The organism is Amycolatopsis sp. NBC_00345 (assembly GCF_036116635.1).
Lineage (GTDB): Bacteria > Actinomycetota > Actinomycetes > Mycobacteriales > Pseudonocardiaceae > Amycolatopsis.
Genome location: NZ_CP107995.1, coordinates 6,558,011 through 6,575,270, shown reverse-complemented (window position 1 = coordinate 6,575,270; position 17,260 = coordinate 6,558,011). Strand labels below are relative to the sequence as shown.

Here is a 17,260-nt window from a genome sequence, read left to right as displayed (position 1 = left end):
TCGCTGTGTCCGTCACCTGGTGCCCAGCGCTTCGTAGAGGACCTGCTCCGGCACCGCGCCGGCGGCGAAACGGCCGTCGTCGGTCAGTACCGCGCCGCCCACCTTGGTGGTGAACAGGTAGCCGCTGCCCCAGGTGCCGCTCACGCGCTTGGCCACGCGGCTGAGCAGCTTCTGCGGGTCGACGCCCTGGCCCTTGGCCGAATCGGACGACCCCTGCTTCGGCGCGAGCGTGCCGGCCGGCAGCTTGCCCGTGATCACGGTGTCCCAGCCGTCGCCGACGATCTTGGTGTCCTGCTGGGCCTTTTCGGCGTCCGCCTTGGTCTTGTCATCGACCTTGGCAGTCTTCTCAGTCACCTTCGCGCCCTGCGGCGGGGTGAAGGCGAACTCGCTCGCCGCCTGCGGCGTGAACTCGATGTCGGAGAACGCCAGCTCGAGCGCCGGAGTGGTGGTTCCGTTGCTCAGCACGGAAAGCCGCAGCGGCATCCGGGTCTGCGAGTCGACCGCGACGCGGATCTCGCGCAGCAGCGTGCGCTCGGTCGGCTTCGGGGTCAGGACCAGCTCGTAGGCCGGCCGGTCGGCCACCGTGGCCGTGCCGTCGACGGAGACGGTGCTGCTCTCGCGGACCTTGGCCAGCAGCTCCGTGGCCGCCGACGCCGGGTCCGACATCTTGTCCGCGCCGGCGCCCGCACCGGGCTTCGCGGCGACGTCCGCCGGCACCGTCGTCTTCGTGACGGTGTTGTTCTTCGAGTTGTAGTCCCAGACGGTGGCGCCGTCGTGGATGATCGTCTCCTGCGAGCTGCCCTGCGCGAGCGCGAGCTTCGACTTGCCCGCGCCGTCGCTGAAGACGTGCGCGGAGTCGACGTTCAGCGCGCTCGCCCCCGGGATCGCGTTCCCCAGGCTCGGCAGCCCGAGGTTGTTGCTGACACTCACCGTGCCGTCGAACGCCCCCGGCTTCGCGGTCATCACGGACTGGACCAGGTTTTCGGCGCTGACCTGCGGCAGCGTCGGCGCGGCGCCCGCCGAGGCCGGCATGGCCACGACAACGAGCCCGCCGACGCCGAGCGCGGTGCCGACGACCGCGGCGGTGATCGCTTTCTTCTTCGGATCCATGGTGTCTCTCCCTGTGTCTCCGGGCCCCAGTGTGCCCGGCTCCCGGGTCAGAGGCTTCCCTCCCGAGGCTGAGATACCCCTGAATGCTGGGCCGTCGCGGCTGAGATCGCGCTGAGAGCTCGCGCAGGAGCAGCGGAAACCGGCCATGATGAGGCTCGTGAACCCTCGAGTGCTGGTGGTGGACGACGAGCCGGGCGTGCGGAAGGCGCTTCAGCGCGGGCTGCGCGCGGAGGGCATGGACGTGGTCACAGCCGCCGACGGGCCGACCGGGCTGCAGCTCGCGCGCACCGGCACGTTCGACGTGGTGCTGCTCGACATCATGCTGCCCGGGCTGTCCGGGTACCGCGTGCTGGAACGGCTGCGCGCGGAGAACGTGGCCACACCCGTGCTGCTCGTTTCGGCCAAGGACGGCGAGGTCGACCAGGCCGACGGCCTCGACCTCGGCGCCGACGGCTACCTGGTGAAGCCGTTCTCGTTTGTCGTGCTGGTCGCGCAGGTGCGCGCGACGCTTCGCCGCGCCGGGCCGGACGCCTCGCGCGGCGCGTTGAAGCTCGGTGCGCTGGAGGTCGACCGCGCGTTGCGGCAGGTGCGCTGGGACGGCGCCGAGGTGCCGCTCAGCCCGCGGGAGTTCGCGCTGCTGGAGGTGCTGGTCGGCCGCGCGGGCACGGTGGTGACGAAGGACGAGCTGCTGCGCGCGGTGTGGGGCGAGGAGCAGGCTGTGACGCGCAACCTGGTGGAGGTCTACATCGGTTACGTGCGGCGCAAGCTCGACGCCGTGGGCGCGGGTTCGCTGCTGCGGACCGTCCGCGGGCACGGCTATCTGGCTTCCGACGCGCAGCTGGACGAGGTTTTGTGATCGGCTCACCGTCCTGGTGGCGCGGCCGTTCACTGCAGGTGCGCATCACGGTGCTCGCCACCACGATCACCCTGGCCTGCCTGCTCGGGCTGGCCACGTTGGCGGCGAACCGGCTGGAGCCGCTGCTGGTGGACTCCGTCGACCACGAGCTGACGGCCGCGCTCGGCCCGGCGACGGCGGAGGTCTCGGCCGGGCAGCCACTGGCCGCGCGGGACCCGGTCGCCGTGCGGGTGCTGGACATCGCGGGCGGGCCCGTCGACGGCCGCCCCGCGCCGCCGCTGGACGCCGGGCAGGTCATGCAGCTCAAGGCCGGGCAGCCCGTGCAGACCGGCGGCTCTCGCTGGCGCGGCCAGGTCGTCACCGTGCCGGACGGCGCGCAGCGGCTGGTGCTCGCGGGCGCCGGGCTGGTCGGGTTCGGCGCGGCCGTGCAGTACGGCGCGCTCTGGCTGGTGGTCGTCGCGCTGGTGGGCGCGGTGGTGGCGGGGCTCGCGACGTGGCTGGTGGTGCGGTTCGCGCTGCGGCCGGTGGCGCGGATGCGCGGGCTGGTGCGGGCGCTGCCGCCGGGCTCACGGCTGCCGCTGCCGACGTCGCACGACGAACTGCGCGCGCTGGCGCAGGAGTTCAACGCGCTGCTCGTCCGGCAGGAAGAGGTGAGCGACCGGCTGCGCCGCTTCACCGGCGACGCCGCGCACGAGCTGCGTTCGCCGGTCGCCTCGATCCGGGTGCAGGCCGAGGTCGCCGTCACGAACCCGGATCCCGAGCTGGCGCAGGAGACGCTGTCGGACATCCTCACCGAAGCCGAACGGCTGTCGTCCCTTTTGGACGGTCTGCTGTCACTGGCCCGCTCGGACGCGGGTGAGGCGCCGCCCGCGGAGCCGGTCGAGGTGGTGACGGAGGTTCGCGCGGCCGTCGAACGGCTGCCCGCCGGCGCGCCGGAAACGCGCGTGAGCACCGCCGTTCCGCAGGCCTGGGCTTCGGCGGCGCACGCGGAGGTGCAGCTGGTGCTGGACAACCTGCTGCGTAACGCTTGTCGTTACGCCACCGGGCAAATCGTCGTGTCGGTGCTCGCCTCGCGCAGCGCCGTGCGGGTGGTCGTGGACGACGACGGGCCGGGCATCGCGCCCGAACACCGGACCAAGGTCTTCGACCGCTTCTACCGCGTGGCCGACGACCGGGCGCGCGCGTCCGGTGGCACGGGCCTGGGGCTGGCGATGGTCGCCGAAGCCGTGCGACGGCGGGGCGGGCGCGTCCGCGTCGGGGAGTCTCCGGACGGCGGGGCGCGGTTCGAGGTGTCCTGGCGGCCGGCGCGTTAGACCCGGTTGCCGGCGCATGCCCTGAAGGTGGCCTTGAGGGCGGATAGGTCCCTGATGGTGGCCTTCAGGGCACGACGGGTACGTGACGAGGGCTGAGCACCCGCCGGCCCGGCGGGTGCGGGAGACTGTGCGGATGGACGGGGTCATCGTCGGGGCCGCGCTGGTGCGCGACGGAAAGCTGCTCGCCCAGCAGCGGGCGTGGCCGCCGCACCACGCGGGTCAGTGGGAACTGCCCGGCGGGCGCGTCGAAGAGGGCGAGACCGAGGCGTTCGCGCTGGCGCGTGAGTGCCAGGAAGAGCTGGACGTCACCGTCACGATCGGGCAGCGCGTCGGCACCGAGGTGCCGTTGCCCGGCGGCAAGGTGCTGCGGGTTTACACCGCCGCGCTGATCTCGCCGGGGGAGGAGCCGCGCGCCGTCGAGCACACCGCGCTGCGCTGGGTCGGCCCGGACGACCTCGACGACGTCGAATGGCTGCCCGCGGACCGCGGCCTGATCCCGGACCTGCGCGCACTGCTCGTCTGACGCCCGGGATGACGCTTCCGCGCTCCGCGTGGGCGAAAGCGTCATCCTCCGGTTGGACGCCGGCCCTTCAGCCGGCGCCGATCAGGCGCAGCGCCGCCGAAACCCGGTGCGCGCCCCGGTCGGCCGCCCGCGCGGCGCCCGCTTTGCGCACCCGTTCCAGCTCCGCGACGTCGTCGAGCAACGCCTTCGTGCGCTCACGGATCGGCCGGAGCTCCTCGATCACGGCGTCGGCGACGGCGTCCTTGAGCACGCCGTAGGACGGGTACTCGTCGGCCAGCGCGGCCGGGTCACCGCCGGTGCACGCGGCGAGCACCTCCAGCAGGTTCGCGATCCCCGGCCGGGTTTCCGGGGCGTACGCGGGCACGGAGCCGCCGTCGGTGCGCGCGCGGCGGATCTTGCGGCGCACCTGCTCCGGCTCGTCGAGGACGAACACCACCCCCGCCGAGTCGTGCGCGGACTTCGACATCTTCCGCGTCGGGTCGGCGAAGTCCTTCACCCGCGCGCCCGTCAGCGGGAGCACGGCCGTCGGGACGGTGAACACCTCGCCGTACGTGGTGTTGAACCGCTTCGCCAGCGTCCGCGCCAGCTCCACGTGCTGGCGCTGGTCCTCGCCGACGGGCACCTCGTCGGCGCCCTGCAGCAGGATGTCGGCGGCCATCAGCACCGGGTAGGTCAGCAGGCTGAGCCGGACGCCGGCCTGGCCGCCGGGCTTCCCGTCCACCTCACCGCGGGCCGACTTCTCCTTGAACTGGATCATCCGCGCGGCCTCGCCGTACGCGCAGGTGCACTCGAGCACCCAGGTCAGCGCGCCCAGGTCCTTCGCGATGTCGGACTGCACGAACACGCGGTCCGGCGAGATGCCCGTGGCCACCAGCACCGCGAGCTGCTCGGTGGCGAGCGAGCGGAGCCTGGCCGGATTGTGCGGGGTCGTCATGGCGTGCAGGTCCGAGACGAAGTACAGGTCTTCGGGCCCGCCGTCGGCCGCCCAGCGGCGCACCGCGCCGAGGTGGTTGCCGAGCTGGGCGTGGCCGGACGGGGTGATGCCGGACAGCTGGACCATGGGTCTTTCCTCTCCCTGGATGTGCCCCGGGAGGAGACCCGCAGAAAGCGAGAAGGCCGCCCACCGGGGCGGCCTTCGCTGGTTGTCAGCGCGGAACTGGTGCGTCAGCGCAGAACACGGGGGCCGCCGAGGGCGGCCACCACTGGTTGTTCGGCGCGAGCATGGGTCACAGTCTAGGGCACATCCGGATGCCGTCGGCCGGTGCCGGGTCTACCGTCGGGACATGTTCGTCGTGCTGCTCAACTACACCGCTCCCGTCGAGGAGATCGACTACGTGCTGCCGGACCACGCGGAGTGGCTCGCGAAGCAGTACGAACACGGGCACTTCCTCGCCTCGGGCCGGCGGAACCCGCGGATCGGCGGCGTGATCATCACCCGCCCGATGGCCAGGGGGAAGCTCGACGCGATCCTGGCGACCGACCCGTTCTCGGTGCAGCACCTCGCGCAGTACGAGGTGATCGAGTTCTCCCCGACGAAGACGGCGCCGGAGCTGCGGCTGGTCAACGAGGCCGTCCCGCACTGACCTCCAGGGCCCGTTTGAGCGGCGGTGTGAGCAGGCTCGCACTGTCGCCGCCGCCACTGCTCGCGCGGACCGGCGGATTCCGGGGCCGGAAGCGGGGCTCAGGCGGCCTTGGCCAGGTCGTTCTTGGCTTTTTTCAACGCCAGCACCGGGCACTTCTTGCAGCGCGGCTTCGACCGGCAGCACTTCTTCTTGACCTTGCCGGCCTTCATCAGCTTGCGCACGACCGCTCGCGGGTCGGCAGGCTGTTTCTTGCCCACAAAGGCTCCCTTGTCGCCGGTGACGTCCGGGTTTTCAGCTTAGGTGAGCCTAACCGATCCAGGGGCGTGGGGGTACTCACAGTTCGGCGGGAGGTATGATTGTGGGGTCCGCGTGTGGCCAAAGCCGGCCATGCTGCTCGGGGACGTGCGCGCATGCACGGATTCCGCCCGCGACGCGGCCGCCCACCCGCCTTTGAAGTTCAGGAGTCTTCGCGTGCCCGCAGCCAGCGCCACCGCCGTCGAACCCGGCCGCGCGTCCGGCAAGACCCGGCCCGACCTGCGCAACGTCGCCATCGTCGCACACGTCGACCATGGCAAGACCACCCTGGTCGACGCCATGCTCCGGCAGTCCGGCGCGTTCGCCGAACGCGCCGAGATGGTCGACCGCGTGATGGACTCCGGTGAGCTCGAACGTGAAAAGGGCATCACCATCCTCGCCAAGAACACCTCGATCCACCGCCAGACGCCCGAGGGCCGGGTGACCATCAACGTCATCGACACCCCCGGCCACGCCGACTTCGGCGGCGAGGTCGAGCGCGGCCTGGCCATGGTCGACGGCGTCGTGCTGCTGGTCGACGCGAGCGAGGGCCCGCTGCCGCAGACCCGCTTCGTGCTGCGCAAGACCCTCGAGGCCGGCCTGCCGGTGATCCTGGTGGTCAACAAGACCGACCGGCCCGACGCCCGGATCTCCGAGGTCGTCGAGGAGACCCACGACCTGCTGCTCGAGCTGGCCAGCGACATCGAGGACGCCGATCACGACGCGATCCTCGACCTCCCGGTCGTCTACGCCTCCGCGCGCGCCGGCAAGGCCGGGCTGGAGCAGCCCGCCGACGGCGAGGTGCCCGACAGCGAGAACCTCGACCCGCTGTTCGACACCCTGCTCCGCCACGTCCCGCCGCCCGCCGCGGACCTCGACGCGCCGCTGCAGGCGCTGGTCACCAACCTCGACGCGTCCAACTTCCTCGGCCGCATCGCGCTGATCCGCATCCACGCCGGCAAGCTGCGCAAGGGCCAGACCGTGGCCTGGATGCGCGAGGACGGCACGGTGCAGAACGTGCGCATCTCCGAGCTGCTGGTCACCGAGGCGCTCACCCGCGTCCCGGCGACCGAGGCCAGCGCGGGCGAGCTCGTCGCCATCGCGGGCATCCCGGACATCACCATCGGCGACACCCTGGCCGACCTGGAGAACCCGGTGGCGCTGCCCCGGATCACCGTCGACCAGCCCGCCATCTCGATGACCATCGGCGTCAACACCTCGCCGCTGGCCGGGCGCAACGGCGGCGACAAGGTCACCGCGCGGCTGGTCAAGGCCCGCCTGGACCAGGAGCTGATCGGTAACGTCTCGATCCGGGTGATCCCGACCGAGCGCCCCGACACCTGGGAGGTCCAGGGCCGTGGCGAGCTGGCGCTGGCGATCCTGGTCGAGCAGATGCGCCGCGAGGGCTTCGAGCTGACCGTCGGCAAGCCGCAGGTGGTCACCCGGATCATCGACGGCAAGGTGCACGAGCCGTTCGAGCGCCTGTCGATCGACTCGCCGGAGGAGCACCTCGGCGCGATCACCCAGCTGCTGGCCTCGCGCAAGGGCCGCATGGAGCACATGGGCGGGCACGGCTCCGGCCGGCTCAAGCTCGACTACGTGCTGCCGGCCCGCGGCCTGATCGGCTTCCGCACCGACTTCCTCACCGAGACCCGCGGCACCGGCATCGCGAACCACGTGTTCGAGGGCTACTTCCCGTGGGCGGGCGAGATCCGCACCCGTCACAGCGGCTCGCTGGTCGCCGACCGCACCGGCCCGGTCACCGCGTACGCGATGATCCAGCTGGCCGACCGCGGCACCTTCTTCGTGGAGCCGGGCGCCGACGTGTACGAGGGCATGGTCGTGGGCGAGAACCCGCGCTTCGAGGACCTCGACATCAACATCACCAAGGAGAAGAAGCTGACCAACATGCGTCAGTCCTCCGCCGACGTGATGGAGACGCTGGCCCGCCCGCGCAAGATGGGCCTGGAAGAGGCGCTGGAGTTCTGCTCGGTCGACGAGTGCGTCGAGGTCGCGCCGGAGGTCGTCCGCGTCCGCAAGGTCACGCTGGAGATCACGACCCGCGCCAAGGAGCGTTCGCGGGCCAAGAGCCGCGACCAGGGCTGACGTTTCGCTGGCCGTCAAGGACTCCTTACCTACCTTCAAGGTAGGTAAGGAGTCCTTGACGGCCTTTTCTTATGCCACGGGGACCGCGCTGCCGCGCCGGTGCAGCACCGCGACACCGGCCGTCGCCAGCGTCGCGAAGACGCCCAGTCCACAACAGACCCAGCGCAGCGCCGTCGTGTAGTCCGGGCCGGCCAGCGCGTCGTGGGTGAGGGCGGCCAGCACGGCACCCACCACGGCGATGCCGACGGTCTCCGTGGCCAGGCGGGAGGCGTTGAACATCCCCGCGGCCACGCCCGCCTGGTCGGGCCGCACGCTGCCGATCGCGAGGCCGTCGAGCAGGCCGGTGGACAGGCCCATGCCCGCGCCGGTGAGCACCAGCGGGCCGAGCAGCGTCCACGGGGTGCTGGCCGGGCCGATGGTGGTCAGCCAGAACGCGCCGGCGGCGGTCAGCGCGACCGAGCCGGCCACCATGACCACCGGGGGCAGGCGCCGGGCCAGCGCCGCGCCGGCCGTCGGCAGCAGGACGGCCGGGCCGGTGAGCATCAGCAGCCACGTGCCCGCCGCGCCCGGGCTCAGCCCGGCGACCGAGATCAGGTACGACGGCAGGTACACCAGCAGCGGGATCAGCACGAACACGATCGACCCGGCCGCCACCGCCAGCGCCAGGAACCACCGGTTCGCGAGCACCGCCAGGTCGAACATCGGGTCCGCGCTGCGGCGTTCGACGGCCGGGAACACCGCCGTGAGCACTACCACCAGCACCAGCGACGCGATGATCACCCAGCTGCCGAAGCCCAGCTCGGGCACCTCCACCAGCGCGAAGATGAGCAGCAGCAACGCCCCGGTGAAGACCGCCGCGCCGGGCACGTCGAGGCGCCGCCCGGGTGTGGGCGTGCTGCGGGGCAGTAGCGGCGCGCACATGAGCACCAGTGCCGACACGACCGCGGGCAGGCCGAACACCGCGCGCCAGCCCAGCGCGTCCACCAGCAGGCCGCCGACGGTCGGGCCGAACGCCAGCCCGGCGCCGAGCGTGGTGCCCAGCAGGCCGAACGCGCGGGCCCGCGAGGCGCCGGGGAACGCCTCGGCCAGCACGGCCCCGCCGCCGGCCACCGCGGCCGCGGCGCCGATCCCGCCCAGCGCGCGCACGACGTTCAGCATGACGATCCCGCCGGCCAGCGCGCTGACGGCGTTGGCCGCGCAGAACAGCGCCACCCCGGCCGCGAACACCCGCCGGCGGCCGAGGATGTCGGCGAGCGAGCCGGTGACCACGAGGAACCCGGCGAACGCGGCGTTGTAGCCGTTCACCACCCACTGCGTCGCGGAGATCCCGGCGCCGAGCTGCTCGCGGATGTCCGGCAGCGCGACCGAGGCCCCGGTGATCGTCAGCGGGAAGGTCACCGTCGAAAGCAGGACCACGGCCAGCACCAGGACGCGTTTGTTCACTGCCCGGACCCTAATGGGGACGGCCGTGGGGCCGTAGCCGATTTCGGCTGTGCCGCCGCCCGCGCCGGGCCGGGTCCGGGTCCTGATGAGGGGAACCCCGGGCCCCTCCCGCCCGTCCACCAGATGGCGGTATCCACTCCGGTGTCACGAGGCCGTGCCGGATGTGGGAATCTCGGTGCCGGGTGGTGGCCTGGCATGGCAGCATGTCGGGCTCGGGCAGCGGAACGCGGAGGGACTGAAACCGTGCGGATGGGACGCAAGGCGGCGCCGGTGCTGGCGCTCGCGGGAGCGCTCCTCGCCGCGTGCTCGAACACCCCGCCGCCGCCGGTGGTGACCTCGCCCGCCGCGTCGAGCACGCCGCTGCTGCCGACGCCGTCACAGATCGTGGTCGGGGTCGACGACGTGGTCGGCGGCTACAACCCGCACAACCTCGCGGACTCCTCCACGGTCACGTCCGCGCTCTCGCAGCTGCTGCTGCCCTCGGTGTTCCGCACCGCCGACGACGGCACCCGCACGCTGGACAAGACGCTGATGACCTCGGCCGAGGTCGTCTCCCAGATGCCGTTCACGGTGAAGTACGAGATCCGGCCCGACGCCTCCTGGTCCGACGGCGCGCCGGTCGCCACCGAGGACTTCATCTACCTGTACAACGCGATGAAGTCCGAGCCCGGCGTGATCGCGCCCGCCGGCTACCGGCTGATCTCCAACATCGACCAGCGCGACGGCGGCAAGGGCGTCGAGGTGACGTTCAGCAAGCCGTACCCGGCCTGGCAGACGCTGTTCGACGGCCTGCTGCCGCAGCACCTGCTCAAGGACGCGCCGGGCGGCTGGCCGACCGCGCTCGCGTCCAGCTTCCCGGCCGTGGCGGGGCCGTTCGCGATCAAGTCCATCGACACCGCGCGCGGCGAGGTGATCCTGCAGCGCAACGACCGCTACTGGGAGAAGCCCGCGGCCGTCGACACGCTGGTGCTGCGCCGTTCCGACCCGTCGGGCATCGCGACCGCGCTGCGCAGCGGCAACGACCAGTTCTCCGTCACCCGCACCGATTCCACCGGGCTGCAGCTGCTCAACGAGCTCGGGCCGGCGGTGCAGCTGCACACGCTGGCGCGGCCGTCCGAGGCGAGCGTGCTGCTGCGGCCGGTGAGCGCGGCGCTGTCCAATGCCGACGTACGGGCCGGGGTCGCGGCGCTGCTCGACCGCTCGAAGCTGATCGCCGCGGGCGCCAAGGGCGGCCCGTCGGCGACGCTGAAGGCCGACGCGCAGGTGATGCCGCCGGCGGACAAGGGTTACGCGGCCACCATCCCGGCCGGCCCGCCCGCCGCCCCGGACACGGCGAAGGCCGAGGAGCACTTCAAGGCCGCGGGCTACACCAAGGACGCCGGGGTCTGGCGCAAGGGCACCAAGACGCTGTCGCTGGTCGTCGCGTCACCTGGGCTGGCCGAGCCGTACGCCTCGATCGTCAAGGAGCTGTCGGCCGAGCTGATCGCGGGCGGTGTGCAGGTCACCGCCATCACGCCGCCGCCGCGCGACCTGTTCTCCTCGCTGCTGGCGATGCCGGTGGTGAACGGCCAGCAGCAGGCGGGCCCGGACGCGAACGGCAACGTCGGCGTCGACATCGCCGTGGTCCCGCAGTCCGTGGGCGGCGACCCGGCGTCGGTGCTCGCGTCGAACTTCGGCTGCGCCCCGGAGCAGGCCACGGCGGACAAGACCAAGCCCGTGGTCCCCGCGAACGCCGCCGGCCTGTGCGACGAAAGCCTCCAGGCCACGATCGACTCCGCGCTCACCGGCTCCACCACCGTCGCCGAGGCGCTGAAGACGCTGGAGCCCGCGCTGTGGGCCACCAACGTCGTGATCCCGCTCTTCCAGGAGGCCGACACCCTCGCCATCGGCAAGGGCATCTCGGGCCTCACCCCGGGGCCGCCGATGGAGGGCCCCTTCGGTTCCGCGGTGAACTGGACTCGCGGCAGCAACTAGCCCCCGCCGCTGGCTGGCCGAAACGCCGTCAAGGCCTCCTTACCCGCGTCCGACGCGGGTAAGGAGGCCTTGACGGACAAACAGAACTCAGATCAGCTGCAGGCTCTCGGCGAAGTGGCACGCCGTCGGATGGCCCTGGCCGCGGTCGACGAGGGCGGGCTCCTCCGTGGAGCACTTCTTGCGGCCCGCGTCGTCGATCTCGTTGGCGTACTTCGGGCAGCGGGTGCGGAACCGGCAGCCGGACGGCGGGTTCGCCGGGCTCGGCACGTCGCCGGTGATCACGATGCGCTGGCGGGTCCGCTCCTTGCGCGGGTCCGGCACCGGGATCGCCGAGATCAGGGCCTGCGTGTACGGGTGCGTCGGGTGGAGGAACAGGTCCTCGGCCGCCGCGGTCTCCACGATCTTGCCGAGGTACATCACCGCGATGCGGTCCGCCACGTGCCGGACCACCGAGAGGTCGTGCGACACGAACAGGTAGGACAGCCCGAACTCCGCCTGCAGGTCCTTCAGCAGGTTAAGCACACCGGCCTGAATGGACACGTCCAATGCGGACACCGGCTCGTCCAGCACCAGCACCTTGGGCTTCAGCGCGAGCGCGCGGGCGATGCCGATGCGCTGGCGCTGGCCGCCGGAGAACTCGTGCGGGAACCGGTTGCCGTGCTCCGGCCGCAGGCCCACCGTCTTCATCAGGTCACGGACCTGCTGACGGCCGCCGTCGTTGTACATCCCGTGGATGCGCAACGGCTCGGCGATGATCTCGTTCACCGGCAGCCGCGGGTCCACCGACGCGTACGGGTCCTGGAACACGATCTGCATGCTGCGCCGCAGCTTCTGCAGTTCGCGGTTGTGCATCTTGCCCAGGCTGCGGCCCTCGTAGGTCACCTCGCCCGAGGTGAGCGGCTGCAGGGCCAGCGCCACGCGGGCGGTGGTCGACTTGCCGCAACCGGATTCGCCGACCAGCGCCAGCGTCTCGTGGTCGTAGATGTCGAACGACACGTCCGACACCGCCTGCACCGCGCCCGAAGCCCGGCGCAGGAGGCCCCCGCCGCGGATCGGGAAGTGCTTGACCAGGTTCTTCGCGGACAGGACGGGCGTCCGGGCCGCCGTTGCCTCGCTCATGAGTTCGTCTCCGTGTCGCTCGCGGTGGCCTCGACGACGACCGGGACGGCCGCCGTGTCGGCCGAGGTGGCGCTGAACAGCTCGGCCGGGTCCCGGCCGACCACCTGGTCGGTGAAGTGGCAGGCCGCGTGCTGGTCCCCGGGGCCGGCGACCAGCTGCGGCTCCTCCTCGTCGCAGACCGGCTGCGACAGCGGGCAGCGCGGGCTGAACGGGCAGCCCGGCGGCATGTTCGTGGTGGCGGGCGGCGAGCCGGTGATCGGGGTGAGCCGCTCGGTCTTCACGTCGAGGCGGGGCAGGCTGCCCAGCAGGCCAAGGGTGTAGGGCATCCGCGGCGTGTAGAAGATCTCGTCGACGGTGCCGGACTCTACCACCTTGCCCGCGTACATCACGTGCACCCGGTCGGCCGAGCCCGCGATCACCCCGAGGTCGTGGGTGATCAGCACCATCGCCGCGCCCGTCTCCTGCTGCGCCGCCTTCAGCGCTTCGAGGATCTGGGCCTGCACGGTGACGTCGAGGGCGGTGGTCGGCTCGTCCGCGATGATCACGTCCGGGTTGTTGGCCATGGCGATCGCGATCACCACGCGCTGGCGCATACCGCCCGAGAGCTGGTGCGGGTACTCGTTCGCGCGCTGCGCCGGGTTCGGGATGCGCACCAGCTCGAGCAGCTCGACCGCCTGCTTGCGCGCCACGTCCTTGCGGACGTTGTTGTGCGCGGTGATCGCCTCGGCGATCTGGTCGCCCACGGTGTACACCGGGTTGAGCGAGGTCATCGGGTCCTGGAAGACCATCGAGATGCCCTTGCCGCGGACCTTGTTCAGCTCCTTCTCGCTGGAGTTCAGCAGCTCGACGCCGCCGAAGCGGATGGAGCCGGAGACCTGGGCGGTACGGGGCAGCAGCCCCATCACGGCCAGCGAGGTGACCGACTTGCCGGAGCCGGACTCGCCGACGATGCCCAGCACCTCGCCGCGGCGCAGCTGGTAGTTCACCCCGCGGACGGCTTTGACCAGGCCTTCGCCGGTCGGGAACTGGACCGTCAGGTCCTCCACCACGAGGACGGGATCGCCGCTCCCCGCTTGGGAGTCGTACTCGGTCATGCGCGCACCTTCGTCTGCTGGGGGTCGAACGCGTCCCGCAGGCCGTCCCCGATGAAGTTGATCGTCAGCGCGATCAGGATGATGAAAACGCCCGGGAAGTAGAACAGCCACGGGCGAGTGTCGACCGCGGTCTGCGCGGTGCTGACCAGCAGGCCGAGCGAGGTGTCGGGCAGCTGGACGCCGAAGCCCAGGAACGACAGCGCGGTCTCCAGGAGGATCGCGATCGACACCAGGATCGTCAGGTTCACGATGATCGAGCCGAGCGCGTTGGGCACCAGGTGCCGGAAGATGATCCGCGCGTCGCTGGCGCCGAGCGCCTTGGACGCCTCGATGAACTCCTTCTCCCGCAACGAAAGCACCACACCGCGGGCGACACGCGAGACGTACGCCCAGTACAGCCCGCCGATGACCACGGCGATCAGCCACCAGCTGCCGCCCGACTGGTGCGCCAGCACCGCGGCGACGGCGAGCAGCGGCAGGGTGAGCACCAGGTCGGCGATGCGCATCAGGATCGTGTCGAGCCAGCCGCGGTAGTAGCCGGCCACGGCGCCCCAGATGGTGCCGACGACCGTCGCGAAGATGGCGACCAGCACCGAGATCTGCAGCGAGATCTGGGTCCCGCGCATCACCTGCGCGAGCTGGTCGTGGCCGATCGCGTCGGTCCCGAACGGGTGCTCGCCCGAGGGCGGCGCCGAGTTGTCCGCGGTGATGTCGGCGGGGCCGTACTTCCAGAACAGCGCGCCGAGGTAGGCGAACAGCACGATCAGCACGAACACGATCAGGCTGATCATCGCCAGCCGGTGCTGCAGGAACCGCTTGAAGACCAGCTGGGCCTGGCTGCGTTCCTCGACGGTGAACTCGCGTTCGGGCGCGCCGTCCGGGGGGAGCGGGGAGCCGCCTTGTGCGGTGGGTGTCTGGGCACCGGAGTTGTCAGGCATAGCGGATCCTCGGGTCGAGCAGGCCGTAGAGCAGGTCGGCGATGAGGTTGAGCAGGATGATGAACGTCGCCGCGATGAGCAGCCAGGCTTCGACCGCGTACACGTCGCTTCCCTTGATCGCGTCGAGCAGGAACGTTCCCGCGCCCTGCCACTGGAACACGGTCTCGGTCACGACGGCGCCGCCGAGGATGGAGCCGATGTCGAGCGCGGTCACCGTGGTGAGCGGGATCAGCGCGTTGCGCAGCGCGTGCTTGCGGGTCACCGTCCAGCGGGGCAGGCCCTTCGCGCGGGCGAGCCGGACGTAGTCGCTGTTGAGCACTTCGAGCATCGAGGCGCGCTGGAACCGGCTCCAGGCGGCGTAGCTGGTCAGGGCCAGCGAAATCGTCGGCAGCACGAGGTGGCCGAGGACGTCCGTGAAATGGGCCCAGGCGCCGCCGGTGACGATGATCGACGAGGAGCCGATGGTGTAGAAGATCTGGTCGCCGACGCTCGTGTTGATCGAGATGCCGATCTGCTTGAGCACGATCGCGAACCAGAACGAAGGCATCGAAAGGAACAGGAAGCCGAAGAAGGTCGCCGTGTAGTCGAACTTCGAGTACTGGCGGGCGGCGCTGACGACGCCGATGATCACCGCCAGGATCAGGGCGACCACCATCGCCAGCACGATCAGCCGCAGGGTCACGCCGAACCGGCTGATCACCTCGTGGCCGATGTTCATGTTCGACTGCACGGAAGGGCCGAAGTCACCGCTCAGCACACCGGTGATCCAGTGCCAGTAGCGTTCCAGGATCGGCTGGTCGAGGTGCAGCCGGATGCGCTCCAGCTCGATCGTGCGCGGCGGCGGAGGTGGGCTTCTCTGGATCAGGGGGCTCAGGGGGTTCGCCGACAGAGAAACCATTACGAATACGACAAATGTCGAAACGATCAGAATCGGCACCGAGACGAAGAGCCGGCGCAATGCGAAGGCAAGCATGGAGGTCTTCCTGCTCTGGACGGTGTTCTGCCGGCGACCGCCGCTTGTGGTGGCAGGGCCGGGGCGGTGGCGGGGGCATCGGGCGTACGGTTCGGGAACGGTAGGAAACGGGCAAACGGTGAGGGGCCGGCGTGTGCCGGCCCCTCACCGGTATTGCGGGAATCTACCGGGTGGTGATCACTTGCGGATGCCCCACTCCGCCATGTTGTAGACGGGGCCGTCCAGAGTGGAGTTGTTACGCAGGTTCGCGATCTTGTCCGACACCGCGAGGAAGGTCGGCTTCTGGTAGAGCGGAAGCACGTACGCGTCGTTCGCCATCAGCTGGTCCGCCTGGTTGAGCAGGTCCGCGGCCTTGGTCTGGTCGGTCTCGGCGTTGGCCTCGCCGATCAGGTTGTCGACCTGCGGGTTGCTGTACTTGCCGTAGTTGTTGCCCTGGTTGGTGGTCCAGTTCTGCACCGCGCCGCCGAAGACGTACGGCGAGGAGACCCACGCGAAGACGATGATGTCGTAGTCGCCGGTCGTCGTGGTGGTGCCGAGGTCGTCGGTCGAGGCGACGTTGACCTTGACGCCGAGCTGGGCCGCCGCCTGCGCGAACAGCTCGCACTCGTTCTGGCGGATCTGGTTGCCGACGGTGTAGCGGATCCGCAGGGGCGCCACAGCCGCGCCGGACGGGTCCGTCAGCTGCGTGCCGTTGATCTTGTAGCCCGCGTCGGTCAGGATCTTCTTGGCCTTGTCGATGTCACCCGTGCCCTGGCCGGTCGAGGAGATGACGTCCTTGTAGCCGGCCTGCTGCGGCATGAAGTTGTGGTTGTTGAGCGGCTGGACCTTGTCGGTGAACTGGCCGACGGTCTTGGCGATCATGTCCTTGCGGTTGACCGCGGTGAACAGGGCCTGCCGAAGCGCCTTGTCGCCGAGCGCTTTGCTCTTCAGGTTGAGGTCGAAGTGCTCCCACTGCAGGCCGAGGCCGATGTAGGAGGAGATGTTCGGCATGTTCTTGACCTGGTTGACCAGGTCGACCTGAGGCTGCGGGTAGATGGCCTGGACCTCGTTGTTCTGCAGCGCGGTCGGCTCCTGCGTGGCATCGGTGATGATGCGGAAGACCACGCTGGCCAGCTTCGGCTTGGTGCCCCAGAACTTGTCGTTCGGGACCATCGTGACCGACTGGTTGTTGACGAACTTCGAGATCTTCCACGGGCCGCCCGACCAGGTCGGGACAGTCGTGCCGAACCACTTGAACGAAGCGGCGAGGCCGGCCGGGGTGGTGGTGTCACCGTGCTGGGCGGCCAGGTGCGCCGGGTACATCGCGCCCGAGGAGCTCCACAGCTGACGCCAGTCGGTGAACGGCTTGGAGAAGGTCGCGGTGACCGTCTTGCCGCCGTCGGAGCCGACGACCGAGGAGACCTGGTCGTAGCCCGAGGTGCTGGCCGCGGCGCAGTCGGCGCAGTCCTTGCCGTTCTGGGTCTTCCAGTTGTAGACGAAGTCGTCGGCCGAGAACGGCGTGCCGTCCGACCAGACCGCCTTCGGGTTCAGCTTGTACGTGACCACCTGCGGGTTGGTGCTGGTGACGTCCGCGGACTCGACGAAGTCCTTGGCCAGAGCCGGCTTGAGGTCCGGCGTCGCGTAGAAGGTGTAGGGCAGGATGCCCTTGGTGACCTCACCGGTCTCGAAGACGTTGCCCTCGGCCGAAACGACGTTCCAGTTCGGGATGTTCTTCTCGATGGCGTAGGTGACGTCGCCGCCGTCCTGCAGCTGGTCGGCCGCGGCCGAGTTGCAGGTGTTCGCGTTCGCGTCGCAGTCGGCGAATGCCTGCCCGGTCTGCACAGCGCTGTTGCCACCCCCGCCGCCACAGGCGGAGAGCAGAAGGGCCGCGCCCGCGACGAACGCACCGAGCCTCACGGCGCGCGACCTTGTCGTCACTAACATTGATTCTCCTT

15 protein-coding genes are annotated in these 17,260 nt (G+C 70.6%); 6 read left to right on the top strand and 9 right to left on the bottom strand.

Features of this window, described 5'->3' with window-relative positions; genetic code table 11:
- Window positions 1–12: 12 nt before the first annotated feature.
- Window positions 13–1,110 carry a LolA family protein gene (locus OG943_RS29385; protein ID WP_328604162.1) on the bottom strand — a complete coding sequence of 366 codons (1,098 nt, stop codon included), beginning with the start codon at window positions 1,108–1,110 and terminating at the stop codon, window positions 13–15.
- 145 nt (window positions 1,111–1,255) lie between these two features.
- Between OG943_RS29385 and OG943_RS29380 the strand changes: the two genes are divergently transcribed.
- The 3 genes from OG943_RS29380 (at window position 1,256) to OG943_RS29370 (ending at window position 3,802) form a co-directional block, all read left to right on the top strand.
- A complete protein-coding gene (locus tag OG943_RS29380; protein WP_328604161.1) occupies window positions 1,256–1,966 on the top strand; it encodes a response regulator transcription factor in 711 nt (236 codons plus the stop codon).
- Window positions 1,963–3,279 (top strand): sensor histidine kinase, encoded by a 1,317-nt coding sequence (locus tag OG943_RS29375; protein ID WP_328604160.1) that lies wholly within the window; start codon window positions 1,963–1,965, stop codon window positions 3,277–3,279. The genes OG943_RS29380 and OG943_RS29375 overlap by 4 nt, the downstream gene beginning before the upstream one ends.
- A 133-nt stretch (window positions 3,280–3,412) precedes the next feature.
- A complete protein-coding gene (locus OG943_RS29370) occupies window positions 3,413–3,802 on the top strand; it encodes a (deoxy)nucleoside triphosphate pyrophosphohydrolase (protein ID WP_328604159.1) in 390 nt (129 codons plus the stop codon).
- Window positions 3,803–3,869: 67 nt separating this feature from the next.
- On the opposite strand, the gene trpS is transcribed toward OG943_RS29370, so the two are convergent.
- The gene (gene trpS / locus OG943_RS29365) at window positions 3,870–4,862 is read right to left on the bottom strand and encodes a tryptophan--tRNA ligase (RefSeq protein WP_328604158.1); all 993 of its coding nucleotides are present in this window, start codon (window positions 4,860–4,862) and stop codon (window positions 3,870–3,872) included.
- A 223-nt stretch (window positions 4,863–5,085) separates the two neighbouring features.
- Between trpS and OG943_RS29360 the strand changes: the two genes are divergently transcribed.
- On the top strand, window positions 5,086–5,385 hold the full coding sequence (locus OG943_RS29360) for a YciI family protein (protein WP_328604157.1): 300 nt from the start codon (window positions 5,086–5,088) through the stop codon (window positions 5,383–5,385).
- 98 nt (window positions 5,386–5,483) lie between these two features.
- On the opposite strand, the gene OG943_RS29355 is transcribed toward OG943_RS29360, so the two are convergent.
- Entirely contained in the window at window positions 5,484–5,642 is a 159-nt protein-coding gene (locus OG943_RS29355) for a hypothetical protein (RefSeq protein WP_328604156.1), read from the bottom strand.
- A 214-nt stretch (window positions 5,643–5,856) separates the two neighbouring features.
- Here OG943_RS29355 and typA point away from each other — a divergent pair, with 214 nt between their 5' ends.
- On the top strand, window positions 5,857–7,785 hold the full coding sequence (typA, locus tag OG943_RS29350; protein ID WP_328604155.1) for a translational GTPase TypA: 1,929 nt from the start codon (window positions 5,857–5,859) through the stop codon (window positions 7,783–7,785).
- Window positions 7,786–7,854: 69 nt separating this feature from the next.
- Here typA and OG943_RS29345 read toward each other — a convergent pair whose 3' ends face one another.
- Window positions 7,855–9,228 carry an MFS transporter gene (locus OG943_RS29345; protein ID WP_328604154.1) on the bottom strand — a complete coding sequence of 458 codons (1,374 nt, stop codon included), beginning with the start codon at window positions 9,226–9,228 and terminating at the stop codon, window positions 7,855–7,857.
- A gap of 249 nt (window positions 9,229–9,477) precedes the next feature.
- On the opposite strand from OG943_RS29345, the gene OG943_RS29340 reads away from it, so the two are divergent.
- Complete coding sequence (locus OG943_RS29340; protein ID WP_328612179.1) at window positions 9,478–11,202, top strand: ABC transporter family substrate-binding protein; 1,725 nt, start codon at window positions 9,478–9,480, stop codon at window positions 11,200–11,202.
- An 87-nt stretch (window positions 11,203–11,289) separates the two neighbouring features.
- On the opposite strand, the gene OG943_RS29335 is transcribed toward OG943_RS29340, so the two are convergent.
- The 5 genes from OG943_RS29335 to OG943_RS29315 form a co-directional block, all read right to left on the bottom strand.
- Entirely contained in the window at window positions 11,290–12,321 is a 1,032-nt protein-coding gene (locus tag OG943_RS29335; protein ID WP_328604153.1) for an ABC transporter ATP-binding protein, read from the bottom strand.
- On the bottom strand, window positions 12,318–13,415 hold the full coding sequence (locus tag OG943_RS29330) for an ABC transporter ATP-binding protein (protein ID WP_328604152.1): 1,098 nt from the start codon (window positions 13,413–13,415) through the stop codon (window positions 12,318–12,320). Before OG943_RS29330 ends, OG943_RS29335 begins: the two co-directional genes overlap by 4 nt.
- Window positions 13,412–14,353 (bottom strand): ABC transporter permease, encoded by a 942-nt coding sequence (locus OG943_RS29325; protein WP_328604151.1) that lies wholly within the window; start codon window positions 14,351–14,353, stop codon window positions 13,412–13,414. Before OG943_RS29325 ends, OG943_RS29330 begins: the two co-directional genes overlap by 4 nt.
- Window positions 14,346–15,326, bottom strand: a complete 981-nt coding sequence (locus OG943_RS29320) for an ABC transporter permease (RefSeq protein WP_328604150.1) — start codon at window positions 15,324–15,326, stop codon at window positions 14,346–14,348. Before OG943_RS29320 ends, OG943_RS29325 begins: the two co-directional genes overlap by 8 nt.
- Window positions 15,327–15,503: 177 nt before the next feature.
- Entirely contained in the window at window positions 15,504–17,249 is a 1,746-nt protein-coding gene (locus OG943_RS29315) for an ABC transporter family substrate-binding protein (RefSeq protein WP_328604149.1), read from the bottom strand.
- Between the last annotated feature and the right edge of the window lie 11 nt (window positions 17,250–17,260).